2 protein-coding genes are annotated in these 7,065 nt (G+C 48.9%); both read right to left on the bottom strand.

Going from position 1 to position 7,065, the window contains the following annotated elements; all coding sequences use genetic code 11:
• Positions 1 to 3,381: AAA family ATPase (locus KDK18_RS01835; protein WP_257252773.1), on the bottom strand; the 3,381-nt coding region annotated here is incomplete at its 3' end.
• Between the two features lie 151 nt (positions 3,382 to 3,532).
• Positions 3,533 to 7,065, bottom strand: a 3,533-nt coding sequence (locus KDK18_RS01830) for a transglutaminase domain-containing protein (RefSeq protein WP_257252770.1), incomplete at its 5' end; no start/stop codon positions are given.

Below are 7,065 nucleotides of genomic sequence, written 5' to 3'. Positions count from 1 at the left end.
ATCCCTGGGGGTAAACTCATGCTCTGGCAACAGTTCCTGATAATATTGCCAGAGTACCATCACACTCTTGGTGGCACTCTGTGCAATCGTGTTTATTTCAGAATCAGGCAGATGCCGTTGTAAATGACTGGCCAGCGCCGGTTCCACTACCCTGTCCCGGAGGAAAGTCTGGTCCAAGCGAGCGTAGTAAGCTTTCGACAGTTTCTCTTTCAGGGCCGGGTCCAGTTGGCGCCCGGCGTAATGATCCGGGTTACCAGTGAGAATCACCCGATGTTTTGAGCTGACCTTGACTGGATGACCATTCACATAGATGCAGGGTTCGGGTTCCCATAAGCCGTTCAGTGATGACAGCAATCCTGCCTTGGTGAGGTTGGCTTCATCCAGAACCAGTGTTGTGTATTCTCCGTCTTTGTCAGATTCGCTTTGGGCCCATTCCATCAGCACCCGGTTTTGCTGCAACATAGAGCGGTCGCCATCGGCGTGTGCTTGCCACTGCCAGCGTTTCATCAGAGTCTGTTCGCTGTCAGAAGGTCCAAGGGAAAGCACCGCTGCCTGACCGGAAGCCTTTGCCATTTTGGCGGAAAAGTAACTTTTTCCGGTGCCGGTTTCCCCTTGCAGGAATAGAACGGGAGAGTCTGTAAGCCGGTCATGGAGTCGGGATAATCGACGACTTTCACGATCTTTCTGATTTATCAGGCCGTGATAAAGATCCTGAGCCAGTGCTGACAAAGGCTTATCAGCGGAACCCTGCCATGCCAGTGATTCAGACAGTCTGTCTTTTATACGTTCAATGCCTTCTGCGTCGGAATTTGCTGTTCTGGCAATATGAAAACAATCGGTGGCCAGAGCGTGAATGGCATCGGATCGGGTCTGGCCTGATGGCAAAGGTAACTGCCAGCCAGAAGCCAGTGCATCTTGCAAACGTTTAATCTGTCTTGATGGCCTGATGGTGAACGATTGGCAGGTCTCTGCTGCGGGATCGACTTTCAACTGGCAGGCCATTGCATCTCGTTGTTGTTCAGAGGTATGGGCCACGATCAGGGCACAGAGCCAGTCCAGAACTTCCTCTTCATCCCATTGCGGAGATAAAGTTTGATAGGACAGTTTTGCTTGCTTAAACACCTTCGGGTCAGAGGCTCTGATCAGTGACCACAGGTTTTGCTTCACAAACGCTCTGTCTAAACGTGGGGCACTATTGATGATTTCATTTAACTGATCCGGATCTACACAGGCAGTTTGACCCTCATCGAGCTTTTTATAAGCGTCCGGCAGTAACTGCCAACAAACCACTTTCATAAAATCACGCACTGACGGATTCTGCCGCAAGCCATGGGTGATGACACTATTGATGGCCTTGCGCCAATGGCGGGGCAGGAGCAGGGAGGACTGGTCAACCCGCTGTGCCCGTCGGGCAGCCAGTATCAGGTTATTTAATAACCCTTCGGTTATTTCAGGCAGAGGGTTACACAGGTGAGCAGGTACGGTTTTAAACGCTTCGTAAAGATCATCAAGCGCTTGTTCTGGCAGTTCAGTCCGGGGGATATCATGCTTGTCCGCATTGATATCCCAGAGATCGACCGCAGAACAGGGTTTACCCGTGGCGACCATCGAACTCAATACTGAAGATGGGCTTTCTGAGGACTCAGGCCAGAGCAGTGTGACATGAGCTTGTGGGTAGGCCTGTAATTGACCATTTACCAACATTGGCTGTCCCACAACCAGGGGTTCCAGCAGTTGCTGAAGCGATGGGTTACTCTCAAGTCCCAGGAATACCACTGGCTTGCCAGCCGTTAATGCCTCCTGCAACTGACTCTGACGTCGTCCAAAATACGCCTTTTGCTCGGAGGTGATATGGATGTTATCAAATAGCTGGCAGAAGCGGGTTTGTTCATTGACCTGGATGACCAGAGGTGTTTCCGGCTGATCATTGATCCAATGACTGGCTTGGGCATGTTGCTGGTAAGTGATGGTTCTAAAAACGGCATGATCTCTCATTGAGTGCTCATCGTTTTCTGTCAATCCCAGAGCTTTCGGCTGCTGCCTTGAATGAGCCACCTGTAATTGGAGCTTCAGGCCTGTCGTCTCCCTGATGGTCTTCAGTGAACCCAGTAAGCGAAACCAGAGTGCTTCAGTGAGGGGCGAAGTGACGGTGACTACACCACCCGCCCGAACCTGTTCCAACAGACAGGTGTTAGGCACTGCATGGCCTTCCGGGGCAATGGCAATCGGGCTCAGCCATTCCCTGATGTTACTTTCGTTAATGATGATCGGATTTTTTGGTGCCTGCTCTTCTTTTTTATCACATGAGTGGGACAGGCTTTGGAACAGTGAATGAAGTTCGTTCTTCCCTACCGGCATCTGATAAAACTGAACATTGTCGGGTAACTGACAGACCTTCCCATTGCTCTCAAAGCACTGCTGCGCCAGCATTTGCCGAATTGTCTGTTCGAAGGCCAGATCCTGCCAGTTGGCCCCTTTCAGAATCACCTGTTGTCCGGCCTTCAGTGACTCAAGCCTGCCGGGAAGGTGCTTAATTCGTCCCTGTTTATCTACACCGGGACCGCCCAACAGCAACTGTCGCCAGTTACTGTGCAAGTGGCAGTCAATAAGAACGGTATTGTCGTTATCCATTGCGCTTTCGGCAGCAGGGAGTTCAATCAATATCATATGAACATCGTCGTCCATCGATGGATCATTGTCGGTCTGTGCGTCGAACTGCCAGGTATTGCCCGGTCGATTAATCCGCCGCCAGAAATCAGCACCAGGTGAGTCTTCACGCTGGCCAATCGATGTCAACTGTTCAGGGTCTGCCACGACCAGCAGAGCAACATGCTCGCCCAGGGGGCGCTTCTTCTGGCTGACTTTGTCGTACAGACAGGGGTTGTCCGGGTCCAGCAGGTCGTTAAATTTGGGCAGTTCCTCGCTGGTGAGCTTTCGGATATCCAGCACCAGAGTCAATGGCTGCGAACCTTCAAACAGCTTGCCCGGGCTTAGAGCTTGGTGACCATCACCGGAAATGCTTAACCGGCACACCAGGTTAGCCTGTGAGAGGTCATCGGGATGGGAAATAAGGGTGACATCCCGGTGTTCATCGCAGGTCCGCGCAATTAAAAGCTGTCGAACCTCATCATCACTGGTGACAAAACGAAAATCGAAAGCATGAGGAGGCTTTTGGAGTGAGGAATCCGTTGAGGATACGGTTCTCTCCCGGTCAGGTGACTTAATCTGAGGTGACGATACATTGAGTTTGGTAATGACATCAGAGCAGATCGCTACATCATTTGCCGATAATTCCAGCTTTGGTTTTTTTAATGGTACGTTAGTATCATAAACGTCACTATCAAGAACCGATTTGTTTATTTCCCCGATCCGACTATCCATAGCCAACCACCCTTTCTAATATCTTTTAAAAGACTGCATTGAAATTGTTTGATAGTTGGATATTAAAATGGAATGAAAGTTCAATTAGGATAGTTGCCCGGAACCATTGAAGGAAATCATTGATCTCGAAAAACTCAACATGACCATACGGTTACCATGTATCCAGAGCGTCACTCATCGAATTCAAGTTCACGGTGCTCAAAAACTCTTCGGCAATTTTTGTCAGCTCATCGGACTTAAGCACCAGGGCGTTACTGGCGTTATGAGCCTGACTTAAGTAAGCATCCTTTACAGTGTCCTGAAGACGGGAAGAACTCTGAATAACACTCATCATGGCATACAGCTCTTCAGGTGAGGATGGATCATGAGCGCCGAAGTGGTTCGGGCGACCCTCAGACCTGATTCGAGCACCGGCCCAACAATACGTTAAGCGTGCGCCTTTCGAGTGTGTCACTTCATACAGGTAATGAATGAAGGCATGCTCAATCGCTTCCATGCATTTGTACTTCAAATGATCCACAGGCGTTTCCTTTTGAAACGGCACATCAAGAAGGGAATCTAGCCTGGACATGTAGTGGCTATTGATATCAGCCATTTTTTGCTGATATTTTTCTTCCTGATCTTTAGATCGCTGGGCACCAGGAGCTACTTTGAATTCTTTACTCAATGCCTGCATAGCTTTAGTGAATTGTTGATTTATTTCCGCTCGTTCATTCATTTGTGTCCATATCAGCTTCAAATTCGGGTTGTTCTCAATTTTTAGTCGAAACAGGGCCTCGGTCTTTTCACTCATCCCTTCGTCGTACCAGCGAGGTTGCCCCAGGATAATCACCGGACGGTAGTTCGCTTTGCCCGAGTTTAACTGTGGGAACGCAGGATGGCGCACCAGCAATCGTTCTATATTCGGAACGCCCTCAGGTTGGTCCGTCCAGGCAATTTGTAAAGATCGTTTGGCAATGAGATTTTCAAGGGTTGTGGAAAACCCATCATGACAATGAGTGACAAACAAGGCATTACTTTCTCTCACTCGGGAGCTTATATAAGTGTGCTGCCATACCTGGCTATTTTTTTCCCGGGACAACAACGCCTTGTACCATTTTTTCATGCAATTAACGGCATTAACCTTCAGTTCATTGATGGCTTCCAGACGCAACAATAACTCATAATGTTCACCGTGATTTACAATTTGACTTTCATAAATCGGCAGTGGATCCAGCCACCCTAATGCCAGGGCTTCACGGGCAAATTGAATAAACGAAGGCTTGGTTAAGTCACTGCTTTCCAGCAGAACATCCACTATTGAACTCAACCACTGGTGTCGGCATGCTCCGGCCTTATCAATCATTTTTGAATGGAGTAACCTGAGTGGCTCAGTGACCTGATCTTCATCGTTTGCATACAATATTTCTCTGACTGCATCAGACATCGGCTTATAGGTCTGTCGACTGTAGCAAGGCATACCGCCGAGATCGTGGTAAGGCATACCACCGAACAATTCCTTCTCGTAATGGCTCAATGCTTCTGCCTCTTGCGACTCGATGATTGAGACGCCCATGGAAAAACCGGCTAAATCTCTCCGTGCCCAAAGACTTCTTACCAGTTCGACAGTATCCAGATTTATTTTTGGCAGTGCGCTGTTTGTCTCAAGGGCTTCGTTCAGTGCCTCAAGCCGTATACCGAGGGCTTCAGCCAGGGCTTCACATTGTGCTGAATCAGCCCTTTTCAGGAGATTCTTAATCTTCTTTAACTCAGTGCCGGAACCGTGGACCTTTCTGGTGAGCTGGAAGTCAGGAACGATTTCTTTTAGCTGCACAGGCTCCCCGCCCAAATCCACTGACTTCCAGGTTTTGCCTTTATCCAAAGAATACTCGGCAAAGCTGTGGTTAGAGTTACTTATTTGCCGACATTGAATCCCGTAATAACGACAAAAAGCAATAAAAACAGGCACACGATGACGGCAGCTACCTTGCCGCTGTGTGACGAGAAATTGAAAGAAATTTTCATTATTCTCTGGTTGGGCCTTACCGGAAAAAGCTTGGCAATAGGCCGTTATCGCCTTAATTCGTTGCGTCGTGCTTCTGGCATTTTTTATTTTCCACAAGGGCATCTGTTCTGCGGGTGGATCCAGGTCATCAATGGCCGCAAGAAGATTCTCTATGACTGTTTTCATACCTTTTGAACAATGGGTGTCAAGATAGGTTGCTCGTTCTGGTCGGGCTTCTTGAACACGTATTTTTCCATCCGGTTGTTTGGGTTCTACGATATAAGTGAATTGAATTTTCTGTTCGGCGTTGGCCTCCGGAATGAACACCGTGTGAAGTCCGGTATATCGGTCCCTGACCAGGGTAAATGCCAGCTCGGGATCTATGCGCAGGGCCACAATATGGTCGTCAGGCTTCAGACTGGGTAATGCAAATTGACCATTTTTTGATGACTGGTTAAAGATCGCCAGCGTCTGATCACTGGTCAATGTCACAGTCTGGTTATGCCCTGGTAACGGGTCTGGTATGAGGATTTCGGCTCCATGAATGTACTGGCTACTAATATTGATCAGTGTGATATCACCCTTGGCAGACACACGAATATCCTCTGCCTGGCAACGATACATATGGGGAGGAGGATCCTGTGTATCAAAAATTTTATACTCGTAAACCAGTGACGTCTCCAGGCCCTCATAGTTCGTTTCCCGGTCCAGTGTCTCTGCCCGATTCTTGTCGACTTTCGGATTGTATTTTTCAGGAGCCTCAGCCCAATGGTTCGGCAAATCAATCATCTGATGCCAAAGCGCAGGACAGGGTTGAACTTTATGGCTGTTCCATGCCTCTATCCGCTGATCAGCCTCGTGAAGATAAGGCAGGGAAGCCGGTAGTCTCAGCGTTTGTTTTTGCTCTTCCGTCAGTGGAAATACACTATCAGCGTCTACGTCCTTCAAGCCAAACTCATGATCAAACCAGCGTTGCTGCCAGTATCGGTAAAGTGCTCTGGTTAGAATATCGTCCGACTGATCCGGCTTCAGGGAAAGACCGGTTGCCTGCCACTTTACATGAGCCACCATTCTGATGATTTCTGTTTTGGCTGCTTCTGTACTCAGCTGAGTCTTAATACGAATTTCATGGCCTTTTTCATCAATACTGTTGCGATCACTTTGTCGTATCAACCACGGACGACAGATACCCGATACCGTTCGGTTGAGCCATTCGCAAAGTCCAGAATCAAGTGATCCTTTACCTATGGCCAGAGCCGGTGACTTTGGCAGTTCCTCCAACGATAGGTCAGCTGCCATCAGATAAAGCCGGTAGTGCTGATTGAGGCATTGATGAAGTCCGTCTTCGGTAAAATCGTTCTTGCTGAGAACCGCTTTGGCGACATTCTGCAAATCAAGGCTGGTGGGCTGAAACGGCAGTTTTTTCTGATGCAGGCATGCTCTCAATTGACAATGTAGCCGAGTCAGCTTTTCAGCCACGACTTTCCCCTGCGGGGTCTCTGGCAATACTTTCTCAGCAATGCTCTGCAACTCTGCCGGGTTATACTGCCGTACTGGTAAATGTCGGAAACGCCCTTTCAGTGCCGGTGATAGCGGTTTGCGTCCGCTGTACTCGGGTGGGTTTGTCGTGGCAAACAAATGGAAACCCGGATGGGCGTCACCGGCCAGAATATCGTTCAACTCACCTTCCAGGTGCTGGC

It is taken from the genome of Endozoicomonas sp. SESOKO3, assembly GCF_024606255.1.
The sequence above is the reverse complement of the archived record's forward strand: the minus strand, read 5'-3'. Positions and strand labels throughout refer to the sequence as shown.